This window comes from Stenotrophomonas sp. NPDC078853, assembly GCF_044901215.1.
Taxonomy (GTDB): Bacteria; Pseudomonadota; Gammaproteobacteria; order Xanthomonadales; family Xanthomonadaceae; genus Stenotrophomonas; species Stenotrophomonas lacuserhaii.
The window spans coordinates 67,182-89,582 of record NZ_JBJDOQ010000001.1; the positions used below are offsets into that span (position 1 = coordinate 67,182).

21 protein-coding genes and 2 pseudogenes are annotated in these 22,401 nt (G+C 65.6%); 8 read left to right on the forward strand and 15 right to left on the reverse strand.

Annotated elements, in window-relative coordinates:
• Positions 1-12 precede the first annotated feature (12 nt).
• Complete coding sequence (locus ACI2JH_RS00250; RefSeq protein ID WP_182656049.1) at positions 13-3,144, reverse strand: TonB-dependent receptor; 3,132 nt, start codon at positions 3,142-3,144, stop codon at positions 13-15.
• A 406-nt stretch (positions 3,145-3,550) separates the two neighbouring features.
• Between ACI2JH_RS00250 and ACI2JH_RS00255 the strand changes: the two genes are divergently transcribed.
• The 3 genes from ACI2JH_RS00255 to ACI2JH_RS00265 all read left to right on the forward strand — a co-directional run bounded on the left by ACI2JH_RS00255 (position 3,551) and on the right by ACI2JH_RS00265 (position 6,200).
• Entirely contained in the window at positions 3,551-4,558 is a 1,008-nt protein-coding gene (locus ACI2JH_RS00255; RefSeq protein WP_404735084.1) for a LacI family DNA-binding transcriptional regulator, read from the forward strand.
• A gap of 187 nt (positions 4,559-4,745) precedes the next feature.
• Positions 4,746-5,543, forward strand: coding sequence for an MBL fold metallo-hydrolase (locus ACI2JH_RS00260; protein WP_232767848.1), 798 nt, complete (start codon positions 4,746-4,748; stop codon positions 5,541-5,543).
• A gap of 132 nt (positions 5,544-5,675) precedes the next feature.
• A complete protein-coding gene (locus ACI2JH_RS00265) occupies positions 5,676-6,200 on the forward strand; it encodes a hypothetical protein (RefSeq protein ID WP_349998490.1) in 525 nt (174 codons plus the stop codon).
• A gap of 18 nt (positions 6,201-6,218) precedes the next feature.
• Here ACI2JH_RS00265 and ACI2JH_RS00270 read toward each other — a convergent pair whose 3' ends face one another.
• From ACI2JH_RS00270 to ACI2JH_RS00300, 7 genes are all read right to left on the reverse strand, one after another.
• Positions 6,219-6,914: a L,D-transpeptidase gene (locus ACI2JH_RS00270; protein ID WP_182656051.1), complete on the reverse strand. Its 696-nt coding sequence runs from the start codon at positions 6,912-6,914 to the stop codon at positions 6,219-6,221.
• Positions 6,915-7,029: 115 nt separating this feature from the next.
• Positions 7,030-7,299: a hypothetical protein gene (locus ACI2JH_RS00275; protein ID WP_042612885.1), complete on the reverse strand. Its 270-nt coding sequence runs from the start codon at positions 7,297-7,299 to the stop codon at positions 7,030-7,032.
• Between the two features lie 118 nt (positions 7,300-7,417).
• Positions 7,418-8,800 carry an aldehyde dehydrogenase family protein gene (locus ACI2JH_RS00280; RefSeq protein ID WP_404735085.1) on the reverse strand — a complete coding sequence of 461 codons (1,383 nt, stop codon included), beginning with the start codon at positions 8,798-8,800 and terminating at the stop codon, positions 7,418-7,420.
• 31 nt (positions 8,801-8,831) lie between these two features.
• The gene (locus ACI2JH_RS00285; protein WP_404735298.1) at positions 8,832-10,487 is read right to left on the reverse strand and encodes an acetolactate synthase large subunit; all 1,656 of its coding nucleotides are present in this window, start codon (positions 10,485-10,487) and stop codon (positions 8,832-8,834) included.
• 97 nt (positions 10,488-10,584) lie between these two features.
• Positions 10,585-10,722, reverse strand: coding sequence for a hypothetical protein (locus tag ACI2JH_RS00290; protein ID WP_404735086.1), 138 nt, complete (start codon positions 10,720-10,722; stop codon positions 10,585-10,587).
• On the reverse strand, positions 10,716-11,321 hold the full coding sequence (locus ACI2JH_RS00295; RefSeq protein WP_404735087.1) for a hypothetical protein: 606 nt from the start codon (positions 11,319-11,321) through the stop codon (positions 10,716-10,718). The genes ACI2JH_RS00290 and ACI2JH_RS00295 overlap by 7 nt, the downstream gene beginning before the upstream one ends.
• Positions 11,322-11,435: 114 nt before the next feature.
• Complete coding sequence (locus ACI2JH_RS00300) at positions 11,436-12,347, reverse strand: CPBP family intramembrane glutamic endopeptidase (protein ID WP_404735088.1); 912 nt, start codon at positions 12,345-12,347, stop codon at positions 11,436-11,438.
• Positions 12,348-12,562: 215 nt separating this feature from the next.
• Between ACI2JH_RS00300 and ACI2JH_RS00305 the strand changes: the two are divergent.
• From ACI2JH_RS00305 to ACI2JH_RS00315, 3 genes and pseudogenes are all read left to right on the forward strand, one after another.
• Positions 12,563-13,023, forward strand: a pseudogene (locus ACI2JH_RS00305) (IS30 family transposase); the annotation flags it as partial.
• A gap of 239 nt (positions 13,024-13,262) precedes the next feature.
• Complete coding sequence (locus ACI2JH_RS00310) at positions 13,263-13,520, forward strand: hypothetical protein (protein ID WP_404735089.1); 258 nt, start codon at positions 13,263-13,265, stop codon at positions 13,518-13,520.
• Positions 13,517-13,849 carry a VOC family protein gene (locus ACI2JH_RS00315; protein WP_404735090.1) on the forward strand — a complete coding sequence of 111 codons (333 nt, stop codon included), beginning with the start codon at positions 13,517-13,519 and terminating at the stop codon, positions 13,847-13,849. The genes ACI2JH_RS00310 and ACI2JH_RS00315 overlap by 4 nt, the downstream gene beginning before the upstream one ends.
• A 298-nt stretch (positions 13,850-14,147) precedes the next feature.
• Here the strand turns inward: ACI2JH_RS00315 and ACI2JH_RS00320 are convergent, their stop codons facing one another.
• From ACI2JH_RS00320 to ACI2JH_RS00335, 4 genes and pseudogenes are all read right to left on the reverse strand, one after another.
• Positions 14,148-15,596 carry a S41 family peptidase gene (locus ACI2JH_RS00320; RefSeq protein WP_404735091.1) on the reverse strand — a complete coding sequence of 483 codons (1,449 nt, stop codon included), beginning with the start codon at positions 15,594-15,596 and terminating at the stop codon, positions 14,148-14,150.
• Position 15,597: 1 nt separating this feature from the next.
• Positions 15,598-16,890 (reverse strand): annotated as a pseudogene (locus ACI2JH_RS00325) (chloride channel protein); the annotation flags it as partial.
• Positions 16,891-17,186: 296 nt separating this feature from the next.
• The gene (locus ACI2JH_RS00330; RefSeq protein ID WP_191768568.1) at positions 17,187-17,468 is read right to left on the reverse strand and encodes a DUF3247 family protein; all 282 of its coding nucleotides are present in this window, start codon (positions 17,466-17,468) and stop codon (positions 17,187-17,189) included.
• Positions 17,469-17,564: 96 nt separating this feature from the next.
• Positions 17,565-17,909 (reverse strand): hypothetical protein, encoded by a 345-nt coding sequence (locus ACI2JH_RS00335; protein ID WP_404735092.1) that lies wholly within the window; start codon positions 17,907-17,909, stop codon positions 17,565-17,567.
• 265 nt (positions 17,910-18,174) lie between these two features.
• Between ACI2JH_RS00335 and ACI2JH_RS00340 the strand changes: the two genes are divergently transcribed.
• Positions 18,175-18,699: a hypothetical protein gene (locus ACI2JH_RS00340; RefSeq protein WP_317450726.1), complete on the forward strand. Its 525-nt coding sequence runs from the start codon at positions 18,175-18,177 to the stop codon at positions 18,697-18,699.
• Between the two features lie 142 nt (positions 18,700-18,841).
• Entirely contained in the window at positions 18,842-20,539 is a 1,698-nt protein-coding gene (locus ACI2JH_RS00345; RefSeq protein WP_404735093.1) for a diguanylate cyclase, read from the forward strand.
• A 10-nt stretch (positions 20,540-20,549) separates the two neighbouring features.
• Here ACI2JH_RS00345 and ACI2JH_RS00350 read toward each other — a convergent pair whose 3' ends face one another.
• From ACI2JH_RS00350 to ACI2JH_RS00360, 3 genes are all read right to left on the reverse strand, one after another.
• On the reverse strand, positions 20,550-20,834 hold the full coding sequence (locus tag ACI2JH_RS00350; protein WP_182656068.1) for a hypothetical protein: 285 nt from the start codon (positions 20,832-20,834) through the stop codon (positions 20,550-20,552).
• Between the two features lie 66 nt (positions 20,835-20,900).
• The gene (locus ACI2JH_RS00355) at positions 20,901-21,170 is read right to left on the reverse strand and encodes a PQ-loop domain-containing transporter (RefSeq protein WP_182656069.1); all 270 of its coding nucleotides are present in this window, start codon (positions 21,168-21,170) and stop codon (positions 20,901-20,903) included.
• A gap of 66 nt (positions 21,171-21,236) precedes the next feature.
• Positions 21,237-22,400 carry a zinc-dependent alcohol dehydrogenase gene (locus ACI2JH_RS00360; RefSeq protein WP_404735094.1) on the reverse strand — a complete coding sequence of 388 codons (1,164 nt, stop codon included), beginning with the start codon at positions 22,398-22,400 and terminating at the stop codon, positions 21,237-21,239.
• Position 22,401 lies beyond the last annotated feature (1 nt).

Here is a 22,401-nt window from a genome sequence, read left to right on the forward strand (position 1 = left end):
CACCCCCACGGTTCAGAACCTGTAACGCACGCCGAGCATGTAACGCGGACTCTGGTCAGCCAGCTTCACGATCATCTGCGAGGTGCGCGAACGCCAGCGGACGTCCTCTCCGGTCAGGTTGATCGCCTCCAGGCCGAAGGACCAGTTTTCATTCAGTGTGTAGTTCACGCTGAGATCCCACTGGTCGTATTCTTCCACATAGTAGGGATTGCGACTGGTGCCCTGGTTGGCCAGGATCAGATACTCGTCACGCCAGTTCCAGGCCAGGCGTATCGACCATCCGTACTTTTCGTACATCAGCATGGCATTGGCGGTGTCGCTGAGGCCGGTGAGCGAGAACTGGTCTATGTTCGGATCACCCGCATCGTTGTAGCCCACGTCGCCGTTGACGATGGTGTAGTTGGCCAGCACGCCGAACCCGGTATCGCCGAAGAAGTACTGCCCACCGAGCTCCCAGCCACTCAGCTTGGACTCGTTCTGGTTGATCGGGCGGTTGACGTTGAACTGGTACAGCGGGTCGGCTGCGGTGCCATACAGGTCGTAGGCGGCTTCGGTGGACAGCACCTGCGCGTCTGTCCCGTTGTAGGCACCCAGGCCGGCGGGATTGTTGCGCAGCAGTGCCAGCGCGGTGAACAACGCGGTGTCGTTGGCATTGCAGGCCGCCGCATTCGCCGCACCCACCTGGGTAGCGCAGGCGCCGCTGGTGAGGAAGGCCAGCGCCGCCTGCGCATCCGGACCGGCAGTGGGATCGCGCAGTCCGTACAGGTTTTCCTGGACCACGGTATTGCCGATGAAGTTGGCGACCCGCTTGTTCCAATACGTGACCGACACGTAGCTGGCATCAGCGAAGTACCACTCCAGCGCCATGTCGAGGTTGTCCGACTCCAGTGGCTTCAGTTGTGGGTTCTGCGCGGTGCCGCTGGCCCGCGAAGACGGATCGATCAGCACCGAGCCGAATGGTTGCTGTGCGGTCGGACCTGCGTAAAGGTTTCCGATCGGCGCGCGCGCGATGCTTTTGCCGAAGGAGACGCGGCCCTTCAGGTCGTCCATGAGGTCGATGCTGAAATCGAGGTTGGGCAGGACGTAGCTGTAGCTGTTCTTTTCGGTGAACGGCTGTTGCTCATCGGACAACACCACGCGGAAGTCATTGTTGGACTGCCATTCGATGGCCTCCGGGATGGCGATGACCGAAGTGGACACCACATCGGTGGTTTCATAGCGCACGCCCAGGCGGGTATTGGTGCGCAGCCCGCCCAGCTCGCCGTCCAGCTCGACCTGGAAATAGGCGGATTTCGTCTTCTCCTCCACCAGGTTGTCGGCGGCGCGCTGCGGGCTCACGCCGAGGCTGGCGCCATAGTTGTCCGCCGCCCATTGCGCCAGGCGGCCAGCATCGCCGCGCCAGGCGGTGAAGCTGTTGGCATTGAAGTCGTTGAACAACCCGACGATGTTGACCGGCTGCAGCAGGTCCATCAGCCCGTTTGCCACATCCCCGTCGACGTTGGCCACGCCCCAGTCGCCCAGGGTGTTGTAGTTCTCCGCTGCCTGGATGCGGTGGGTGGTCTGCTTGCTCGAATCCACGCCGAACTGGAAGCGACCCTTGTCGAAACTCCACTCACCGTCGACGCGGCCCTGCTTGATCTCGCTGACCTGGGTCTGCGAATTGATGCGCAGCACCTGCGAACCGATCTCGCCCGGCACGAACCCCGGATTGACCACGCCGTTGACCTTGGCGAGGGCATCGGCCGTGCTCGGGTACCAGACCTGGGTGCCCACCGGCAGGCCGTTGTTGAAGTTCATTTCCTGCACCCACGACCCACCGCAATGCGGCCCGGTGGTGCAGTTGTTGGTACCGGCGATGCTGCTGAAGATGGAGCCGCCGCCGGTGAGCGGATCGTTCGGCCGGCTTTCGTTCTTGGAATCGTGGGCGTCGAAGCTCAGCTTGAACCGATCGGTGAGCTGCCACAGTGCATTGAAGCCAAGCGATCCCAGCTTGTACTTCTGCATGCTGCGCTGCTGCTCAAGCCCGAAGTCCTTGGTGCCCGCGACCTCTCGGATGTAGATCGGCGTGGCTACCGCGCCGCTGGTGTCGAACTCGACGTCGGTGTAGTTGCTGTTCTGCAGCCACATGCCCTGTTCGCCACGATTCTCGGTGATCTCGTTGGTCGAATAGGTGTAATCCAGGGTCAGCGTCACCGCATCGGTCGGCGCGAACTGCAGCACGGCCTGGCCGTTGATGCGCTCGCGCTCGAACTCGGAAAACGCATAGCGGAGGTCGTTCGGGCGACCGTACAACGCGCCCACCGCCGGTGCATTGACCACCGTCGGGTTGCCCGGCAGCGTGCCGGTCCACGGCTGGATGTTCCAGTAATTGTTGGTGGCCTGCACCGAGCCACCCTTGCGCTTCTGGTAGCTGGCGCTCACGCCAACACCGAAGGTCTTTTCCGGGTTGCTGTAGCTGAAGAGGCCGGACAGTTCCGGCGTCAGGTCGTCACCGAACGGCTGGCTCTCGTCGGAGACGATCTTCGCGCCGGCACTGGCGACGGTGCCTTGATGGTCGAAGGGGCGCGCCGTCAGGATGTTGATCGTGGCGCCGATGCCACCGCTGGGCACATTGGCCTGGCTGGTCTTGTAGACCTCGATGCCGTTGATGGCCTCGGCGGCAAGCTGGGCGAAGTTGAAGGCGCGGGTACCGCCGTCGACACCGCCGATGGCGACCTGTCCGGATGCACCGAACGCATCGGCGCCCGGCATCTGGCGCCCGTTGAGCGTGACCATGTTGAACTGCGGCCCGAAGCCGCGTGCGGTGACCTGTGCGCCCTCACCATCACGGCGTTCGATGGAAATACCGGTGATGCGCTGCAGTGACTCGGCAAGGTTGGTGTCGGGGAACTTGCCGATGTCCTCCGCACTGATGGCATCCACCACGCCGGCCGAGTCGCGCTTGATATCCATCGCTTGGCTGAGGCTGTTGCGGATGCCGGTGACCTGCACGGCGTCCAGCTGGGTCGGGCTCGCCTGGCCCTGCTGCTGCGCCACGGGCGCCGGCGTGGCCGGATCCTGCGCGAAGGCGGGATTGATGACCAGGACGCCGCCGACGAAGGTGAACATGGCCCTGGAGGTGAACTTCGCCAGCGTCCGGCTCATGGCAGAGCCCTCCAGCCGGGTATACGACGGACATTAACAGCGCTCATGACTCTCCCCTCTGACATACGATCGAATGGATGCACCGCCCCTTCTGGGGCACGTACGGGCGACGCCCGTCTTCCAAACCGAACATCGCAGTGCGCGTTGCCTTCACTGCGACTCAAACTCGCTTGCGGATTTGCCAGAACAGCCGCGCGGTAAGGGGGGGGTACCTGCTGGCCTTAACCTGGCTCAGTGGTAGCGCTACCATCACGTCTCGGGCGCAGACTACTCACCCCGGATCGCGCTTGTCATCATGCAGCGCAGCAAAGGAGTTGATTGATTGAAAAGCAGCCAAAAAGCGGTCCGTCGCAAGGCAAGCGGCGTCACCATCGATGACGTCGCCGCGCATGCCGGCGTTTCGCCGATGACGGTTTCACGTGTCATCAATGGCCATGCCGGCGTGCGCGAAGGCAACCGCGATCGGGTCATGCGCAGCGTGCAGGAACTGGACTACCGCCCCAACCCTGCCGCCAGTGCGTTGGCCGCCGCGCAGCACACCTGCATCGCGTTGATCTACACCAATCCCAGCTCCAGCTACCTGCGCGAGCTGCTGGTCGGCGCGCTGCGCGGGTCTACCCGCTCAGCGGCGCAGCTGGTGATTGCCAGTTGGGATGAGCTGGATGGGCAGGCGCGTCGGCAGGCGGCCCGGCAGCTCTCCATCACGGTCTCGGGCGTGATCCTTCCGCCGCCGCTGTGCGAAACAAAGGACATCGTCGATGTCTTCGTCGACGCCGGCATTCCCGTGGTTTCCATCGCGTCCAGCCATTTCAGCGATCATGTTTCCTGCGTGCGCATCGACGACCGCCAGGCAAGCCGGGACGTCATGTCGCATCTGCTGGCACACGGGCACACGCGCATCGGCTACATCAAGGGCGATCCAAACCAGACCGCCAGCGCGCATCGATGGCAGGGTTACCGGGATGCGCTGGCTGATGCCGGTATCGACTATGACGCCTCCCTTGTGCAGCCCGGTCACTTTACCTACCGCTCCGGACTGGACGCAGCCGAACGGTTGTTGGCCCTGGATCAGCGCCCCAGCGCGATCTTCGCCAGCAACGATGACATGGCATCGGCCGTCGTTTCCGTGGCGCACCGGCGCGGCCTGGAGGTACCAGGCGATCTTTCAGTCGTTGGTTTCGACGACACATCCGCCGCGACGATGGTGTGGCCGGAGCTGACCACCCTGCATCAGCCCGTGGCAGACATGGCGGACAGCGCGGTGGACATCCTGTTGCGGGAGATCCGCCGCACCGCCACCGCTGGGCGCGTGGCCGTCAATCAGGTGCTTGCGCACCGGCTGGTCACGCGCGCGTCCGTATCCACGCCGTTGCCACCGAAGGACGCCGCGTCCCGTCCAGCGCGCTCGAAATGACGTTTGCCGGCAATGTCGTGGAACCGTGATGGAACGGCGCATCCGCAGTGACATGGCACTGGCGCCGGCAGCACCGCGCGCTACATCGCGCTGCGCAGACTACCTGCATCGCCCATCCTGCGAGGTACCGACGGTGCGCATCCACCATCTCAATTGTGTTTCCACATGCCCGCCCGGCGGCCGCCTCATGGATGGGCGCACGCACGGGGTGCTGCGGCGGGCACGCCTTTGCTGCCACTGCCTGCTGATCGAGACCAACCACGGCCTGGTGCTGGTGGATACCGGCTTTGGAACCCGTGACGTCACCCATCCACGAGAGCGCCTCTCGCCGTTCTTCCGTGCGCTGCTGGCGCCCGACCTTCGCCAGTCGATGACCGCGCTGTCACAGGTGCAGGCGCTGGGATGGTCGGCGCACGACGTGCGGCATATCGTGCTGACCCACCTGGATTTCGATCACGCCGGCGGACTGGACGATTTCCCCGAAGCAGCGGTCCACGTGCTGGCCGCTGAAGCAGATACGGCGGGGAATCGCGGCCGGTGGCTGCAGCGGCAGCGCTTCCGCCCGCAGCAGTGGCCGCGCGTCGAACGCTGGCACCTGCACCGGGAAACCGCTGGCGAAGCATGGTTCGGGCTGTCCTTCGTGCGACCGCTGCAGGGGCTGCCACCTGACATCCTGATGGTGCCGTTGCCGGGCCACACCCGTGGCCATGCCGGCATAGCGGTTCACAGCGAGGGGCGCTGGCAGCTGCTCGCCGGTGATGCGTACTTCCACCAGGACGAACTGGGACCGGGGACGTATCGGTGCCCGCCCGGCTTGCGCGGCTATCAGTGGATGATGGAGCAGGATCGCCGCCAACGCCTGGCATCGCGGGACCAGGTGCGAAGCCTGCGGCGCCTGCATTCCCGTGGCGAACTGGAGATATTCTGCTCGCACGACGTCGCCGAATTCGAGCGTCTTTCGGGTTGTCCGTTCAACCAGGCGTGAGCGGGCGCGGCCGGCAGACCGCAGGCGATGCGCTATCCTTGCCCGCCGCATGGCGATGCTCCCCTGGATATGAAAGAACGACACGGAATTCCCGCAGCAAGGCTTACCGGCATACGGCTGCGGAGCCGGCGCGTGCGTTGGACCGGCGCGGCGTTGCTGGCGTTGGCCAGCCTGCCGTTGCTGGCTGCCACGCCGCTGGAACTGGCCCACGAGGTCAACACGGAAATCGTGACCAGGCAGGTCATCGAAGAGGGCCAGGCCTTCCTGCGTGCCTTTGGCAGCGGCGAAGGTATCGCGGCGCCCGACGATCCTCCCGCGTGCCGCGAAGCGATCAGGGCCGCGATGGCGGCACATCTGTCAGCCGGCGTGAGGCAGGTAGCCGAGGGAATCCAGGACCCTGTCCAAGAGGCCAGGTTCGATCAGTTGCTGGCGAGCGTCTACACCCCCGCCGAGCTGAAAGCGTTCCTTGGCCAGCGCAACCAGGTCGAGCTGCCCGAGCTGCTTGCCGCCGTCCTGGCTGCCCCCAAAGTGCGCGCCGCGCATGATGCGCGGATGGAGGCGTTCACCCTGGGCGAACCTGACGCCGCCTCGCCGGAGGGCATGGGCCTGCAGCGTGCCAAGGAAACCTGCGAACGCCTGAGGGCGGAAGCGCGTTGAGTGTCTGCGCCGCGCGTATCAACGCGCGGCTTTTTCGCCGTTGTCTTTCATCGCGGCACGCGTCTGTGCGAACTCGGGAAACGTCTCGGCCATCGACGCTTTGTCCGGAAGCACATAGAACACGCCACCGCGCTCGAACGTGGTGCGGACGATCTGTTCGTAGAACGTCGGCGAGATGTTGATGCAGCCGTGGGTGACGCGGTTGTCATCGGGCGAGGCCGAAGCAAGTCGCTCGGCACGCTTCTCTGATGGGACGCCGGTGGTGATGGGATGCAGCGCGACACCCGAATCGTAGTCGACCCAGAGCACGCGCCCTGCATCGATCGAGGGTCCGTAGCCGCCGATGAAGCGACCCGCAGGAGTTGTGCGGTCACGTCCCGGAATGGCCCGCAGGGCCAGGCCAGCGACGCCGGGCGCGGTGTGGTCACCGGTGGCCGAGCCGAACAGCGCGGGCGCGGCACCGCGCAGTCGGCCTTCCCCGTCGAAGACCAGGACCTGGGCAGCCGCCTTGTCCATGATCGCGAACGGATAGCCTTGGCTGTCTTTGGATGCAACGACCCAGCCGGCCAGTTCGATCACGGTGTCCGACACCGTTTGGCCTTCCGGGAGTTCGTCGACCGCAGCGGCGGATTGCGCGGCGGCGTTCTTCGCGCTCACCGGTGCGGTGCACGCCAACGCCAGCGCGAGTGCCAGCACACCACAAACGGGCCGCATTCTGGAGGATGGATGAGTACGGATGGGACACTTCCTTTGAATCAGTTTCTACTGCTCCCGAGGAAACCAGTGGCCTGTGCAGGCCACCGGTGCCTGGTTCAAACGTGTCGGGCGATCAACCGCGTGGCTTGCGGCGCGGCGCCTGCTCAAGCTGCTGGACGCGGCCTTCGATCTGGTCGAGGCGCTGGTTGGCCTGGGTGGCGGACTGGTTGGCCGATTCGGCGCTCTGTGCGGCGCCCTGCACCTTCACGTCGAGCTGGTCGAGGCGCGAATCGATGCGTGCGAAGTCGTCCTTATAGGTGGCGCAGGCGCTCAGGCTGACGCCAGCGATGAGGGCGATACCAAGGTTGCGTGCGGTCGTCAGATTGGGTTTGCTGAGGAACATTTCACTGTCTCCTTCTTCGGGGGTGTTCGGACTATAGCGGCGTTTTCGGCTGTGCCAAGACCGACGTTCAGTTGATGCCGGGAGAAGTAGAGGCAGCGTGAAGGCAGCGCATTCCTGCTCAGCTTCTATGCATCAGGATCATTTTTTCCTGCGACATGTCCCGCATGGTGTACGGAATACCGCCGGTGCCGTAACCCGATTCGCGACGGCCGGCGAACGGCATCCAGTCGGTGCGGAACGCGGTGGCGTCGTTGATCATCACCGCCGAGGCATCCAACCGGTTGGCCGCGCGCATGGCGATGTCGATATCCTGCGCGAAGATGCTGGCCTGGAAGGCGGTCGGCAGCGAGTTCGCCCGGGCGATGGCTTCGTCCAGATCCGAATAGCGATACACCGCCACCACGGGCCCGAATACTTCCTGCGTGGTCACCCGCGCATCAGCGGCCGGGTCGAGCAGCACGGTCGGCTGCAGCGTGGTCTCGGACAGCCGCTTGCCGCCGCTGGCGAGCTTCGCACCGCCCTTCACGGCTTCATCGATCCACTCGGCCACCCGGTCGGCCTCGCGGGGCTGGATCAGCGGGCCCACGTCGGTGTCTTTCAGGGTGGGATCGCCGGTACGCAGCCGTTCCGCACGGGCGATCAGCGCCTCGGTGAAGTCATCGGCGATATCGTTGTGGACGAAGATGCGCTGGGTGGAAACGCACACCTGGCCGGCATGGTAATAGCCGCCCTTGACGATGGGCTCGATGATCCTGGACAAGTCCGCGCTGCGGTCGACAATGGCCGGCGCAACCCCGCCGTGCTCCAGTGCCGAACGGGCGCCGTGTGCCAGCTTGCCGTGCAGCGACCACCCTACCCTGGCTGATCCGATGAAGCTCAGGAAGGCAACGCGCTTGTCGGTGGCCAGTGCCTCGGCCAGGTCGTTGCCTTCCGGCAGGAAGCTCTGGCACCACGGCTCGGGCAGCCCGGCTTCATGCACCATCGCCACGAAATCCAGGCAGGAAAGTGGCGTTGCCGATGCGGGTTTGATGATCACCGGGCACCCCACGGCGATCGCCGGGGCGACCTGGTGCACGATCAGGTTGAGCGGGTGGTTGAAGGCCGAGATCGCCGCCACGATGCCGATGGGCTCGCGGGTGGTGAATGCCCAGCGTCCCGCTGCCGCCGCTGAAAGACCCATCGGGATCTCGCGGCCGCCAAAGTTGCGTAGTTCGTCGGCGGCGTTGTGGACGCCATCGATGGCCCGCGTGGTTTCAATGATGGCGTCCGGCAGCGGTTTGCCACCCTCGCGTGCGATCTGCAGCGCGAGGTGGTCGCGCTTGGCGTCCATCAACGCGGCCAGCCTGCGCAGGATCGCGATGCGCTCGTGCGGCGGCAGCCAGCCGTCGCGGTCCTTGAACGCCCGCTCGGCGGCGCTGAGCTTGTGTTCCAGCGCTGAGGCAATATCGAATCTGACTTCCGTGATGGGCGCGCGGTCGAAGGCCTGTACGACGGTCAGCATGTTGGGCTCCTTTTATAGAGTCAGGGGACGATCAGGCGCAGCCCACATCCGGCGTGCGGTTGCGCAGCTCATCGACGAGCACGCGGGTGTTCTCGGAATAGTCGATCGGCACATCGAGCACGTGCACGCCGCCGCCGGCGAAGGCCGCTTCGATCATCGGCACCAGCTCCTCGACGGCGGTCACCCGACTGCCCTTCGCGCCGTAGGCCTCGGCATATTTCACGAAATCGGGATTGCCGAATCGCATGCCGAAATCCTCGAAACCATCCACCGCCTGCTTCCAGCGGATCATGCCGTAGGCGCTGTCGTTGAGGATCAGCACGACCAGGTTGAGCCCCAGCCGCACGGCGGTTTCCATCTCCTGCGAGTTCATCATGAAGCCGCCGTCGCCACACACCGCCATGACCCGACGCTGCGGGTACAGCATCGCCGCCATCATCGCCGACGGCAGGCCGGCCCCCATCGTGGCGAGCGCATTGTCGAGCAGCAGCGTATTGGCCACATGCGTGCGGTAATTGCGGGCAAACCAGATCTTGTACATGCCGTTGTCGAGGCAGACGATGCCATCGTCCGGCACCGCCTGACGCACGTCGTGCACTATCCGTTGCGGGGTGATGGGGAAACGGTCCTCCTCGGCACGATCATTGAGCCGGGCGAGGATGTTCTGCCGCAGTCCGGTCATGCCTTCGTCGGCAGCCAAACGGCCTTCCAGCCGCTCCGCCAACGCATCCACAGAGGCGCCGATGTCGCCCAGCACTTCGATATCCGGGTGGTAGACCTGCTCGACCGTGGCCGACTGGAAACTGATATGGATGACCTTCGGGCCTCCGCTGCTCTTCATCAGGAAGGGCGGCTTTTCGATCGTGTCATGGCCGATGGCGATGATCAGGTCGGCGCGTGCCACCGCCTCGTGGACATAATCCCCTTCGGACAGCGCCGCGGTGCCCATGTACAGGTTGGAGCCACCGGTGACGGCGCCCTTGCCCATCTGGGTGTTGAAGAATGGCAGGCGTGTGCGCGCCACGAACGCGGACAGCGCCTCGGTCAGCCACGGCCGGCTTCCGGCCGCGCCGATCATCACCAGCGGTCGCTTTGCCGCGAGGATGGCCGCTTCAGCCCGATCAAGCGCGGCAGGCGCCGCGATGGGCCGTTCCAGCGCATGGACGGGGATGACCGGGACATCCTCCACTTCCTCGCCGGCGATGTCCTCCGGCAGTTCCAGATGGACCGGCCCGGGCCGCTCTTCCATTGCCACACGGAACGCATCACGCACCATGGCGGGGATCGAGGCCGGGCTGACAATCTGCCGCGTCATTTTCGTGAGCGGCTTCATCGACGCCACGATATCCACGATCTGGAAGCGTGCCTGCTTCGCACTCATTACCGCTTTCTGGCCGGTGATGAGGATCATCGGCCACGCACCCAGGTGGGCATACGCCGCACCGGTGGAGAAGTTCAGCGCGCCCGGGCCGAGCGTAGCCAAGCACACGCCGGGCCTGCCGGTGAGCCGGCCGTGGGTAGCGGCCATGAAGGCGGCTGCCTGCTCATGGCGGGTGAGGACGAGTTCAATCCTGGAGTTCCGAAGCGATTCCAGGAAGTCCAGATTCTCTTCGCCCGGCACGCCAAAAATGCGGTCTACGCCCTCGTTTTCCAGCGCCTTGACCAGTAGATCCGAGCCCTTCTGCATAGCGTCGATCCTTGCGGTGAGGATGCGACCACTATACGCCCGGGGTATTACGCTTAGCCTGTAACTGAATGGCGACGCGTGGAACGCTCTGTAATCACTACAAGGCGGGGCCCGCTCGCGCCGACTGCTCAGCCAATGAAGCTTCAAGCAGGTTCACATAGGTCTCCAGCCTGCTGCGGATGCCGACCAGAACCCAGCCGAGGGCATACAGCACGACGATGCCGAAGATCAGCACAGCGGCGATCGGATTGACATCGAACGCACCGGCCCAGTCACCCCACTTCCAGGTGCGAAGCTGCAGTAGAGTGCTCCCAACACGGGGAAGAAGCCGAGCTTCTGCAGCCCGCCGAAGACCAGGCCCATCCGCTCCGTCATGCCTTGCCGAAGCGTGCTCGCAAAGCGAAGCCGCTGCTCGCGCTCGTCTCTCGGGAACGCCCTGAGCTGATCAACCAGATACGCCCAGTACGCGAAGTCACCATCCATCTCTGCCGCATGGGTCAGGCGAGGTTTGATGTACTGTCGCCCTTCCCGCTTGAGCATCAGCACGAACGACAGCAGGAATCCGACGATCTCGGTCAGCAGACACCCCATCAGGATCATGATCTGCGAGCCTGCGGGAAACAGGCTGTCTGGCAAGGCGGCAGTGAGCAGCCCCAGCCCGGTGGCCACCACGCCTACCCAGGTGCCGCCCTTTTCCAGGCGCGACGGCTTCGGATGGATGCTCTGGGCTGCATAGCCCTGCGCTTTCTCGAACAGCCAGGAGAAGGTCAGCTCACCTGTGACGGGCTTCGTGCTGGCGTCAGCGCCATTGCACTCACTTGCCTGCATATCCATTGCGGGGTTCCTCGGTCGGTCTGTCGGCGGCAAGAGCCGGCTGCGTGCGCGGGCTTGCTTCCCGTTGATAGTCGCGTGACGCCCGGACGCTGCGATGCTGCCCGGGCAGTGGCGTTACCTGCTGGTCGGCGAGAAGTCCTGAGCTCGGCGAGTCTTTCGCCACTGGATCCACGCGATCGCGGCGAGGAAGAAGACGCTGCACAGGTAACTGCCTTCCGGTCCTTCCGTGCCACCAGTCAGGGTGTCGAGGCCTTGCGGGCGCAGCGCCACCAGCAGCGCCGGCAAGTGCGCATCCATGCCGGTGACGGGCAGTTCGAAGCCGGTCGCGAGCAACCAGTTCCACCCCGCATGCCAGCCCATCACGCCCCAGATATTGCCGGTCCGCAGCGCCCAGGCGCAGGCGAACAGCGAGAACAGGAACGTGCTGAGCATGACCCGGGGCGGCTGGTGCGGACTGAAATGCAGGAAGCAGAAAACGAGCGACACCAGCAGCACTGCCACCGCGACATTGGTCTTGCGCGCCACCACCGACAGCATCCAGCCGCGGAAGATGACTTCCTCCACGCTCGCCTGGAACATGAAACTCAATAGCAGCAGACCGATGTGCAGCAGACTGACGGGCGACCGCCAAGCCTGCCCCAAGCCCGCCGCCTGAATGCCGCCAGCCATCCAGATCGCGACTACGACCAGCGCGACCGTGCCGAATCCAACGGCCAGTCCGCGCAGGAAGGTTTCCAGCGGAGCCGGACCGGTCAGCCCGATACTTGCCAGCGAGCGCCCTTCGACGAAGCGTACCCAGGCGAGCACGGCCGCAAGCGTCGGCGCGAAGCCGATCCACAGCAGCGCATGCAAGCCAGCGAGGCCGATCGGATCGCCGCTCGGCGTCGACCAATGCTGCGACTGCATCCACCCGTCCAGCGCGATCACCGGTACCGCGTTGAACAGGATCATCACGATCGGCGTCAGCCAGGCCCAAGACAGCCAGCCGCGGACCGGATCGGGCGAATACAGGGCAACGGGGGTCATGCGGGGCTCCAGGTCGACGTGATCGCCGCTGCAAGTTGCCATTCGCGCGGCGGCGTGGCAATCCGTTTGCGACCAAGCCACGGAAGCCGCCGATGAATCACCCGGATCGCCGACGAAATGACGCTGAGTCATCGCCCGTGGTGTCCGCTTTGGATGGCGGTTTCATAATGTTTCATGAAACACAGACAGCTGTCCAAGCAGCAGGAGTGTTGCGATACGGCCTCATCAGCGACACCGTGTCGATCTGCGAGCGTCTGGCGTCGGTCGAGGACCGGGCCGTTCTCGGACACTGGGAAGGCGACCTGCTCTGCGGCAACGGAACAGCCAGATCGCGACGGTGGTCCAGGGAAGCACGCACAACAAGATGCTGGTGAAGGTAGATCGCGAGGACACGCAGACCGTCGTTGACGCGCTGATCCGCACCGCACGCCGACTGCCCAGCGAGCTCCACAAATCACTGACTTGGGCCGGGAAAAGGAGATGGCCGACCATCGCCGCTTCATTCTCGCCACGGACATCCAGGTCCACTTCTGCGACCCGCCGCATCCTTGGCAGCGCGGCTCGAACGAGAACACGAACGGGCAGCTGCGTCAGTACTTCCCCAAAAGGCGTTGATCTGTCGAGCTTCCCCCAAGCCAAGCTCAACAGCGTGGCCAAGCAACCAGACGAGAGGCCACCTCCGAGCTGGTCCGCGCGCTCGACATCAATCCACCGTGTCTCTACGCCGCCTATGGAAACAAGGCGGGCCTGTTCGAGCGATGTCTAGCGGTTTATGTTGAAGAGGCGAATCTGCCAGCAGACAGGATCCTGACGCCTGATCGGCGGCTGGGCGAGGCCATCAGCGACCTGCCGCTGCATGCCGCTGCACTCTATAGGAGATCGAAATCGCGGCGAGGCTGCATGGCGGCCGAAGGCATGCGTGCTGACGACCCGCAGGCACGTGCAATGGCCAGTGCCTACGTGGACGCCTCTGCCACCTTCATCGAGCATTACATCAGCCGGACAGAGCCGCAACGTGCGCGTGAACTGGCCGATTACGTAGTGACGACGATGCAGGGATTGTCTGCTTCGGCACGCGCTGGATTGTCGAGGCCGCGCTTGGCTTCTGTCGCCAGGCTGGCCGGCGAGGCCTTCGAGACTTTCCTCAACACCAGGAGCACCCGGGCCTCATGACAATCCTCGACCACATTGAATTTGCAGTGAGCGACGCAGAGACATCCCGGCGCTTCTACGAAGCCGCCCTGGCCCCGTTGTCTGTCTTTCACGTCATCACCATCGGCCCCGAGCGTACTCGCACGCGTGGCACGCGCCACGGCTTTGGCACGGACGGTTATCCGTGTCTTTGGATCCACGACCGCGAGTCCCCGGCAACAGGTACGCACATTGCCTTTGCCGCCAAAGAACGAACCGCCGTCGACGCTTTCCACAGTGCCGCGGTGGCCGCTGGCGGCATCGACAATGGAGCGCCCGGCGTACGGATGCAATACCACCCTCACTACTAAGCCGCGTATGTGCTGGACCCTGATGGCGTCAACGTGGAGGTGGTTTGCCAGGCTCAGACTTGAACGAAGCTTCCCGCCTCGGTGCTGCAGGCGCGGTGGCCTGGCCTATGCACCGGAGCCGATGATCGCCGGGCACATCGCGCAGGGGGGCTGGTCGCCGTGCTGGAAAAGTGGTGCCTGCCCTTCCCTGGCGACCAACTGTATTACCCGAATCGCCGGCAGCCCTCGCCTGCATTCTCCGCATGGGTTGCCTGGCTGGGGCAGCCCGCCCCCCCCCCCTGCTTCGGCGTGATCGGGATCACCCCGGTGCTGAGCGCAGCCAGGCGCGAGCGAGTGCGATGGCATCCTGACCTTCTTCCACGCCAACGTCAGGGGTCAATCTGCCGGGGATCAGCTCGCCTGTACGATCAAGGAAGCTGCTCTGGGTGAGGCCGAGCACGCTGCCGTCGGGCAACGGAATGCGTACGTTTCCGGTGGCGACCCCTGCGGTGGGCTGCCCAAAGAACCGCGTCCATGGCCGGCCCTTGAACGCGGTCGCCACGGCTTCGCCGGAACTGCCGGTCCGGGGGCCGATCAGCACCGCGACCGGCGTCATGGTCATGTCCACTTCGCATCCTTCGGCCGCGCGTTCGGTCCACGGGCTGATGTTGCCGTCGGCATCCCGGAATGACCCGATGGGACCGCCCCCCAGCAGGGGGAACAGGCCACTGACCATCGGCCACATGTTGCCACCGGTATTGGCGCGAAGGTCGACGATCATTCCCATCGAGACCTTTCCAGCCATCGCTTCGATGCGCTGGCACAGGTCGGCAGCAAACCTGCGCGTGGCCTGCCGGTCCGTTCCGCGCAGGCCGGGCACCCGCACATAGCCGACGTCGTCCGACGCGTTGGCCATGAGCGGCTCACTGGCGATGGCGGTTGATCGGTCCTGCGCGGCCTGGTTCCTGGTCCGCAACAAGCTGTGCCGATCACCGAGCTTTGCCAGTGCCGCACGGACCTTCGGGTAAGCTTCCCCTGCGGGCAGCCCCTTCAGATCATCAGTCAGCAGCTGTGCCCGCTCTGTGTTCCAGTCAACCCGCGATCGGTTGAGGGCCCGGCTTTCGATGTGCGAAATGGCGGCGTCCAGCACCTGGTACGCCGACACGTTTCCCGCCGCCGGGGGCTCGGCGTGCAGCCTGAGCGACGCGGCATGGATGCGCCCCACCCCCGTCATGGTGGCGCCGAACTTCAGGCTGGTCGTCGCCAACGGGATGTACAGGCGGAGCTGCCGCTCCTGCTCGCCATCGGCCAATGTCACCGGCGTTGCACGCGTAGTGTCGAAAACGAGCACTCGACCGGACTGGTCACCGCGCAGCCAGAGCGCGCCGTTGCCGGTGCCTTCTTCCACGCCAAGCATGCCGGACAGGACTACGTCCCTGCCCCGGTAAGGAGCAGCATCAAGCGAGGTGATCGCGCCGAAGAAGCCTTCTTTCCCGGCCTCGCTGGAGGACAGGCTCAGGCGCGCGCCCGCAGGATCACGGACGTCGCCCGAACCGACCACCCGGGAATGGCTGCTGGTGCCGTTCCATGCGGTCTCGGCGCTGGCCACGGGTTGCACGAAAAGCAGGGCGAGACAGAAAAGCACACGAACCATCACGTCAACATCCTTGTCGCGGAAGGAAGATCGTAGCGTCGCCATAGCGCCATCGCCAGTCTTTCTAGCGCGGCGGCTGTGCAGCCCCGGCCTGCGCTGCGCCCTGCTCGCCACCGATCAGCTGCTCGGCCAGCCCACGGTAGATCGGCACGTGGCAGACCAGCCCGGACACCCCGCGCGCCAACAGCACCGTCGCCAGGATCGGCAGCAGCATTCCATTGGTGTCGGTGAGCTCAAGGGAAATGACCGCCGAAGTGAGCGGCGCCTGGGTGACGCCGGTGAGGTAGGCGCACATTCCCAGCACCACGAACGCGCTGGGATCCACCGATGGCATCAGCACGGACAGGTTGTGGCCCAGCCCCGCTCCGACCGCCAGCGCCGGCGAGAACAGCCCGCCCGGGATGCCGGCGACATACGACGCCAGGTTGGCCAGCAGCTTCATCAGGCCGAACTCATGGCCTACCGCCGCCTGCCCCTGCACCAGCCCACGTGCCTGCTCGTAACCGGTGCCGAACGCGCCATTGCCAAAGCCGGCGGCAAGCCCCACCACCACCAGCCCGCAGGCAGCGGCAAGCAGCACGGGATGCTCGCGGCGCAGCCGGCCCAGCCAGCGCGGCCGGCCCGACACGCTCAGCAGCACCAGCCTGGCGAATACACCGCCCAGCAGGCCGGCGACCGTGCCGCACAGCAGGATGGCCAGCCACGCCTGCCCCAGCGGCAGGAACGTGGCCACGCGGCCGAAGTAGGTGTAATTGCCGAGCAGGCCAAGCGACACCACCCCGCCGACAATCACCGCGGTGAGCAGGGTGCCCGAGAAACGATGTTCGAAACGCCCGCTCAACTCTTCGATGGCGAACACGATGCCGGCCAACGGCGTGTTGAACGCAGCGGCGATGCCGGCGGCGCCACCGGCGAGCAGGAAGTGCGAGAGTTCGCGTGGGTCGCGGAAACCGAACCAGCGTCCGAAGCTGTACATCAGGCTCGCGCCCACATGCACCGTCGGCCCCTCGCGGCCCACCGAGGCACCGCCCAGCAGGGAAAGGCTGGTCAGCAGCAGTTTTCCGGCCGACACCCTCAGTGACAGGTTTTCGTCACGGAACGCCGCATCCTCTGGCTTTTCGAGCGCGGCGATCACCTGCGGAATCCCGCTACCGCGGGTGGGACGCAGCACGCCGCTGGTCAACCACGCCAGCAGGGCGAAGATGCCCGGCGTCAGCAGCAGCGCCCACCACAGGGAATGTTCGATGATGCGCTGGAACAGCGCGAAGGCGGCATCGCTGGCCTTGGCAAACAGGATGGCCACCAGGGCCACCGCCACGGCGCCGCCCCACAGGGCAACGCGCCGTTTCCAGCCTTCTGTCGACAAGGCAGACCGCAGCGTACTGCGGAGGGGATCGGGTGGAGACATGCGGCCATTGTCCTCCCGCCATGCCGCATCGGGAAGCTCGCCGGCCAAAAATACCGGGCACGGGCAGGCCCCGGCCCGATGCGGCAAAGCGAAGCGACGGCCTCTGCAAGGCGGCCCGGCGGGCACCAGCAGCGCGTCGGGTTCAGGAAGCCTCGCGCTCGCGCGGCGGATTCACGGCTTTCCACCAGGAAGATGAACGCCGGTCCTGGTCGCCATTGGGCAGCAACACTCAATGCAGCTTGCCGTGGCCACCGCCGGCGGCCGCCAGGCATCACGGCTGGGCGATAGCGGCTGCTTCAGAAGGACCCGATACGAACGACACGCTCCACCTCGTCCAGCCAGATCAATTGGACCGGTTCCTGCCCCGCATCCAACCGGATGAGGCCGTTGGTTCCCTCGTTGCCTTCTTCGTCGATGAACTGCTGGATGTTCGGCCGCTCCACGATGGTTCCGACGATGACGCGTCCATCGCGCATGTGGAGCTCTGCCAGCAGTTCGGCATCGAGCTGAAGCTGCAGCGCCTTCAGGCGCTGGATGGCGTCAGGGTCAGTATGGATGCGGGGCGCGCGTTGGCTCATGATCAGCTTCCAGTGCGGAGGTGCGTCACACGCTACCTGCGCGCGCGCTAAAGTCACCTCTGCGCGGCGTGCAGCCGGCGCGAATGCCTGCGTGCCCTACGCGGCGGCTGCAGCGTTGGGTGCAGCCTGGCTGATGGAACGCAGCATCTGGGGCGCATAGACACGCTGGCCGGCGGCGCCCACCAGCGCCAGCAGCCGGGGCGCAAGCGGCTCGGCGGACTTGCGCACGCCGGTGAAGTGGACCCAGCAGCCATCGACCTCCGCTGTCACTCCCGCAAGCGTGTGGTCGTGCACCAGGCAGTCGGCCAGTGCCTGCGCCCATGCGTCGCAGGGGTGGCCATCGAGCTCCACGGCAGCGGTGTTGCCGCCAACGTAGAGGTCAGCCAGCTCCACGCGGACCACGCGCGGGGTGGCTGTGCGGAACTGCGGTTCGTGATCCATGGTGGCGTCTCCATCAAACAGGGGGGTTGCGGCCACTATCGTCCGCGCCGGTCATGAAACACGTAGCGGCGGCGTCACCGGTGCATCAACCAGCGCCCTCATTTTCCTCACGTCGCCGCCACGCGGGTCTGCAGCGCACCACGTTAGAGTCAGCACTCCGAACCCTATCCGGGAGGCCACTCGGCTCATGGACAGTATCGTGACGATCGGCACCGCTTGCGGCGCGCTCGCGGCAATGCTTGCGCCACCAGCGGACACCGCTCGCGTGACCGTATGGCATGCGCTGTACCTGGTCTGGCTGGTCGCCGGAGCATCGGACTTCCTGCTGCACCGGCGCAGCCACATCGAGGCCACCTCCGGGCTTCGGGAGTCCTCGCTGCATCTGCTGCAGATCGCCCTGCTCGGTACCGCTACCGTATTGTGGCTGCTGTTCGCCGACACGCCCGCGCTGTGGTTCGTCCTGCTGGCAATGACCTGCCTGCATGCGTTGACGGGATACTGGGATACCCGCATCGCCTATCCCACCCGCGACATCATTCCCCTCGAGCAGCACGTGCACAGCATCCTGGATCTTGCGCCATGGATCGCACTGGGGGCGATCGGCTTTCCGCTGTTGTCCCCGCATCACGTCCCCACCGCAGCCGCCTTCACGGTGTCCCCTGCCCCGCTGGCAACGTGGACGTTCGCGCTGGTGCCGGGGTTGCTGCTGAGCGTGGTGCCGGGGGTGTATGAATACCATCGGTGCCGACGCTGGGCTGCCCGTGCGCAGGCGCCCGAGGATCGGCGTTGAGCGATCCCACAGCGCGTCGCATGCAGCGATGGCTGCGCAGCCGACGTCGGCGCAGGTCGTTCACCGGGGTCGACGTCGGCGGCTACTACACTGTGCCTGCGGCGCACCGCGCGCCGCGCTGATCCACTTCTGGAGGTGTCCGATGACAGAGGACGTTCGCCAGTCGGTCCTGGATTCGCTGCGCATCCTGGACTCCGACCCGGAGCCGTTCTTCGACGCGCTCACGCGTGCGGCCTGTGCGATGGCTGGCATGCCGATCGCGCTGATCTCGCTGGTGGACGGCGAACGCCAGTGGTTCAAGTCGCAGGTGGGCCTGGACGGGACGCGCCAGACACCCCGCGACATCTCGTTCTGCACGTGGGCGATCGACGCTGACGGCGTGTTCGAGATCGAAGACGCGACGCGGGATCCGCGGTTTGCGGGTAATCCGCTGGTCGTCGGCGCGCCGAACGTGCGGCATTACGTGGGCGTACCGATCCAGGCCGGTGCTGGCAGCCGGGTGGGCACGCTGTGCCTGCTGAGCCCGGAGCCGGGACGGCTCAGGCCGAACCAGCGCGAGGCCCTGAGCGGACTGGCCGAGGCCGCCGCACGCGGCATGGAACAGCGCGCCATGCTGCTGACGCGGATGGAAGAAGCGGTCAGCCTGCATGCCCGGCTGCAGCGCAGCCAGACGTTCCTCGAACAGACCAACACCGCCGCAAAAGTGGGCGGCTGGGAGCTCTCCCTCGCAACGGGCGAACTGGCCTGGACCCGCGAAACTCATGTGCTGCACGGCGTGCAGGAAGGCGATGCTCCTTCGCTGCGCCACGCGCTGGCGCTCTATCTGGATGAACACGCCCGGCAGCTTGAAGAGGCGATGGACGCCTGTGCTGCGACCGGCTCGCCGATCGACCTGACCCTGAAGACCAGGCCGAAGGACAACCGCGAAGCGTGGCTGCACATCGTGGGGCGCCGCATCACGGACGAAGCGGGTACTCGCCTGATCGGTGCGATCCAGGACGTCACGGCCCAACGTGCCGCGCTGGAGGCGCTGGGGCAGAGCGAAGCACGCTACCGCCGCCTGTTCCAGCACAGCATGGGCCTGATCTGCACGCACACGCTGGAAGGTGTTGTGACCTCGCTGAACCCAGCCGCGTCGTTGTCGCTGGGACGGCCGGAGGCGGAGGTCATCGGTCATTCCCTTGCAGCGATCATCCCGCTGGAAAAGCGCGCCCAGCTGCAGGGCTACCTGGCCCGGATCGTCCAGAACCAGAGCGATTCCGGCGTGATGGAGCTGGTGGCGGAAGACGGTTCACGGCGCTTCTGGATGTACCACAACGTGCTCGACAACGAAGCCGATCCTCCCTACGTGCTGGGCCACGCGCAGGACATCACCACCCAGCACCTGCAGGAGATCCAGCTGCAGGAGCTGGCGATCCGGGATCCGCTCACCCGCTGCTTCAACCGGCGTTACCTGGGCGAACTGGCGCACGACCAGCTGAGCGCGTGGGGCTGCCTGGTGTTTGACCTGGACCACTTCAAGGAGGTCAATGATCAGCTTGGCCACGCAGAGGGCGACGCGGTCCTGATCGCCTTCGTCGAGTTTCTTTCGGCCCGGCTGCAGCCGGGCGAAGTCGTGGTCCGCCTCGGTGGCGACGAGTTCCTGGTGTTCGTCCCCGGCGCGAACCTGGAACGACTGCAGGCACTGGAAGCCAGCTACGCTGAACTCGCCTGCCAGGCGCCGATCCGGTTCTCTGCCGGGTGCGCCATCAGCCGCGCCGCGGAGACCGTCGCCGAAACCATCAACCGCGCGGACCTGAAGCTGTACGAACGGCGCCGCCGCGAGCGCCCCGCCCCCTGACGATCGCGGCTCAGCGGGCCGCGGCCGGGACCGTGGCCAGCAGGCGGCCGACATGCCGCGTGGCCCTGCCAAGGCCTGGCTCCAGCCCGAGCAGGTAGACATGGCAGCCGTCCACCTTCGCCGCCGAGGACTCCAGCCCTTCGGTGAAGCGCATCTCGCGCTGCAACGCCTCCAGCCAATGCGCCGGAGGCTCCGATTCGAGTTCGATCACCGCCACTGCTTCGCCCTCGTCCAACGGCATGACTTCGATCCTGCGCACCTTCGGCGCCGGTGCGATCCTGCTTTTCTGGGCCATGACCCCTCTCCTCTGCCACGATGATGCTGAAGTTTCCGCAGATCGCGCCAAGACGGCGTCAAAATATCAGCGACGCCTGCGCCGGCGCATGGCCAGCACCTGCCCGGTGACCGCCGTGGCCAGGATCAGGGTGTTGGTGACCACGAATACCGTCGAGCCGACCAGCGCGCTGTAGGCGATGAACAGCACCGAGGCGGTCATCTGGCCGACGAACAACCAGGTGGAGACCGCTTCCACCGAGTCGGCCGTGTGCTGCTTGTAGATCTGCCGCGCCAGGGTGGCAATCAGCACCGCCGTCGCCGCCCAGCCCAGCAGGTCCGTCAGCCCGGCGCTCATCGCGGCGGCTCCGGTGGAGACGGTGCCTGCCTGCTGCGGGCTATGACCGTAGCGTGTTCCTGCATGTCACGGCACCAGGATCACTTTGCGGCAGTCTTCTTCCTTTCGGTCAAACAGCTCGTACCCCCGCACGGCATCTTCCAAGGGCAGGCGGTGGGTGATGATCACACCCGGGTCCAGCGCCCCCTCGCCGATGAGATCCAGCAGTTCCGGCATCAGCCCCTGTACGTGGGTCTGGCCCATCTTGAACGTGAGCCCCTTGTCGAACGCATCGCCGAGCAGGAATCCGTGCAGGAAGCCGGCGTAGACACCGGGAATGCTCACCGTGCCGCAGCGACGCGTGGCGGCGATGCACTGGCGTATCGCCACACCGCTGCTGCCCTCCACCTTCAGCGTGGTCAGCGCGGTCTCCAGCGCGCTCCCCTCCGCTTCGAACCCCACCGCCTCGATCGACGCATCCACGCCGCGTCCGTTGGTCTGGGTGATGATGTATTCAGCGGGATCTTCGATCTGGGCGAAGTTCACCGGCGTGACCCCATAGGTCTGCACGGCAAAGGCCAGGCGATAGGCCAGATGGTCCACCATGAAGATGGTTTCCGCACCAAGCAGCCGGCAACACGCAGCCGCCATCAGGCCGACCGGCCCGGCGCCGAAGATCGCCACCGTCGAACCGGGCTTCACCCCGGCGTTGATCGCCGCCTGGTATCCGGTCGGCAGGATATCGGACAGGAACAGCACCTGCTCATCGGGCAATGCGTCGGGCACCCGCAGCGGACCCACGTTGGCTTTGGGCACCCGCACGTATTCAGCCTGGCCGCCGGATACCCCGCCGTACAGATGGCTGTAGCCGAACAGTGCCGCGGGGGGTCGTATGCCCTTCCGGTTCAGCGCAGCGCCCTTGCCGGTATTGGTCGTTTCGCAGGCGGCATGTTCGGCCAACCGGCAATGGAAGCACTCCCCGCAGGCCACGACGAACGGCACCACCACCCGGTCTCCCGGCTGCAGCGCGGTGACACCGCTGCCGACCTCTTCCACGATCCCCATGAACTCGTGGCCGAGCACGTCGCCGGTGTGCAGGTCGGGGATTTTTCCATGGTAGAGGTGCAGGTCGGATCCGCAGATGGCGGTGGCGGTCACGCGCAGGATGATGTCATCGGGCGCGGCGAGGGCCGGGTCGGGAACGGTGTCCATGCGGACGTCTTTGCTGCCGTGATAAGTCAGTGCACGCATC

Coding starts and splice junctions, on each gene's coding strand:
- ACI2JH_RS00360 (WP_404735094.1), bottom strand. CDS start 22,400: ATGCGTGCACTGACTTATCACGGCAGCAAAGACGTCCGCATGGACACC.
- ACI2JH_RS00270 (WP_182656051.1), bottom strand. CDS start 6,914: ATGCGGCCCGTTTGTGGTGTGCTGGCACTCGCGCTGGCGTTGGCGTGC.
- ACI2JH_RS00355 (WP_182656069.1), bottom strand. CDS start 21,170: ATGAGCGCCGGGCTGACGGACCTGCTGGGCTGGGCGGCGACGGCGGTG.
- ACI2JH_RS00310 (WP_404735089.1), top strand. CDS start 13,263: ATGCGTGCTGACGACCCGCAGGCACGTGCAATGGCCAGTGCCTACGTG.
- ACI2JH_RS00285 (WP_404735298.1), bottom strand. CDS start 10,487: ATGCAGAAGGGCTCGGATCTACTGGTCAAGGCGCTGGAAAACGAGGGC.
- ACI2JH_RS00275 (WP_042612885.1), bottom strand. CDS start 7,299: ATGTTCCTCAGCAAACCCAATCTGACGACCGCACGCAACCTTGGTATC.
- ACI2JH_RS00255 (WP_404735084.1), top strand. CDS start 3,551: ATGACGGTTTCACGTGTCATCAATGGCCATGCCGGCGTGCGCGAAGGC.
- ACI2JH_RS00300 (WP_404735088.1), bottom strand. CDS start 12,347: ATGACCCCCGTTGCCCTGTATTCGCCCGATCCGGTCCGCGGCTGGCTG.
- ACI2JH_RS00335 (WP_404735092.1), bottom strand. CDS start 17,909: ATGGATCACGAACCGCAGTTCCGCACAGCCACCCCGCGCGTGGTCCGC.
- ACI2JH_RS00260 (WP_232767848.1), top strand. CDS start 4,746: ATGGATGGGCGCACGCACGGGGTGCTGCGGCGGGCACGCCTTTGCTGC.
- ACI2JH_RS00315 (WP_404735090.1), top strand. CDS start 13,517: ATGACAATCCTCGACCACATTGAATTTGCAGTGAGCGACGCAGAGACA.
- ACI2JH_RS00330 (WP_191768568.1), bottom strand. CDS start 17,468: ATGAGCCAACGCGCGCCCCGCATCCATACTGACCCTGACGCCATCCAG.
- ACI2JH_RS00345 (WP_404735093.1), top strand. CDS start 18,842: ATGACAGAGGACGTTCGCCAGTCGGTCCTGGATTCGCTGCGCATCCTG.
- ACI2JH_RS00295 (WP_404735087.1), bottom strand. CDS start 11,321: ATGGATATGCAGGCAAGTGAGTGCAATGGCGCTGACGCCAGCACGAAG.
- ACI2JH_RS00280 (WP_404735085.1), bottom strand. CDS start 8,800: ATGCTGACCGTCGTACAGGCCTTCGACCGCGCGCCCATCACGGAAGTC.
- ACI2JH_RS00250 (WP_182656049.1), bottom strand. CDS start 3,144: ATGAGCCGGACGCTGGCGAAGTTCACCTCCAGGGCCATGTTCACCTTC.
- ACI2JH_RS00350 (WP_182656068.1), bottom strand. CDS start 20,834: ATGGCCCAGAAAAGCAGGATCGCACCGGCGCCGAAGGTGCGCAGGATC.